Annotated in this window: 2 protein-coding genes; both read left to right on the forward strand. The window is 56.0% G+C overall.

Annotated features, from left to right (window positions below):
• Positions 1–644, forward strand: a 644-nt coding sequence (locus tag ABJK56_RS01685; RefSeq protein WP_347242931.1) for a hypothetical protein, incomplete at its 5' end; no start/stop codon positions are given.
• A 5-nt stretch (positions 645–649) separates the two neighbouring features.
• On the forward strand, positions 650–1,369 hold the full coding sequence (locus tag ABJK56_RS01690) for a hypothetical protein (RefSeq protein WP_347242932.1): 720 nt from the start codon (positions 650–652) through the stop codon (positions 1,367–1,369).
• The last annotated feature ends 215 nt before the right edge of the window (positions 1,370–1,584 follow it).

Here is a 1,584-nt window from a genome sequence, read left to right on the forward strand (position 1 = left end):
AAAGCTTCAACCTCTACGCCTACGTCCGCAACAACCCGGTGAGTGCGGTGGATCCTACGGGGAGGTGGTTTGACATGGCTGGTTTGAAGGGTGACGACTACACCTTTGCAAGAAACGTCCTCATCCAAATGACCATGAGGCCTTCGGGCCGAAAGGTGGTGGAGGAGTTGGGGCGCGACCGAACGTTTCGTGTAAAGCTAAGAGCAGCGGAGCTTAACACGTCGAACTGGCCGACGTTTTACTTGTGGAAGGCAAGAGGACGCCAGGGACAGCCGCCTAGGTTCCAATACGGTCAGGCTTACCGACTCACCGGGGAAAGAGGTGCCGTTGTGGAATTTGACAGGAAAGCTATTACGGGTGAACCAGGTCGGCTGACCGGACATTCTTCCGGTGTTGTGACGTTTGGTCACGAGCTGGGGGCCCACGTGATGGACTTGCGCGCTGGCAAGCTCACCAACGAAATTGACAAAACCGATAAAGATGGGTCGGCTGAAGCGTTGGGTAGGGCGATTGCCGAGGAGAGACCGGACCTTTCCCGCGAAGAGGCCCAAAAGCTTGTGGAAGAGCTTTTGGGTCTTGGGGAGGAATTTTCGAAAGCCCTGGTCAACGTAACAGCGAACGAGAATCCAGCAAATCCGAAGTGAGTCACATGAAAGCTCGTTTCCGCCGGGTTCCGATGTCGTTTTTGATTCTCGCCGGCCTGGGTTGTACCACGTTGGCTGGGCCGTCAGGTGAGGTCGGTCTTCGAATCGCGTGTCAGTGGAACCCGTACGAAGGCAGGCGCAACGCGGTAATTTGGGCCAAGATTCACCGCGTGTCGTTCGTCTTGGAGGGTGAGGGCATTCGCCAGTTAACGCTCAAGGGAGAGGTTCTCCCCTACAGTTCGGCGTGCCGGGAAAACCTTGCGTGGGTAATACTCCACGTCGTTGGTGGGGAGGACGTTCTGCTGAGCAAGGAGGAGCTCTACGTCGATTGTGACCCCAAGCGCCTAACCGGAGAGCAGGCGCTTTTGTGGATTCCGACTACCGCGAAACGGGGGCAAACACATTGCTCTGAGGCGACCCTGGACCAAGGCCAGCCTTTAGTTGCAATTTCTGTCAGAAACGGCGTCAATCAGCCCTTGGAACAGCTCTGGGTTGTAGGGTTTGCCGAGGACGGCGCCATACTTCCGTTTGGTCAGGTCGATCCCACCACGCCAGTTGTTTTTTCCAAATCCGAGTTGCGTAACCTGGGCGTTGCTTATATTGGTTTTGTCCCAGGGGAGTGCGATTATGCGACGGCGGCCGCAATCTCCGTCGCTGAGTTCCAGCTCGACAAGCCAACTAGGTGCGATCGATTGTTAAGGTTGGGCGTGCACATTTTTAAGTAACTTTCGCCGCTTGGGGGAGCCCGATCGGTGGGCAAAAACCTGGCGTATCAAAGTCGAAACACAACGAAACGAGAGTGTAAGCGCACCTGCTTGACTTGATAATCGTAAACTGATTTGGCGAGAGTGAGGGGTCACGACCTATGCCAGCATTCTGTACCATCCCAGCGGGCTTGTGGCCAAGCGGGTGCGGTCCAACGGCACCAGGGACGTCATCG

This window comes from Thermogutta sp. (genome assembly GCF_039793925.1).
Classification (GTDB): Bacteria; Planctomycetota; Planctomycetia; order Pirellulales; family Thermoguttaceae; genus Thermogutta.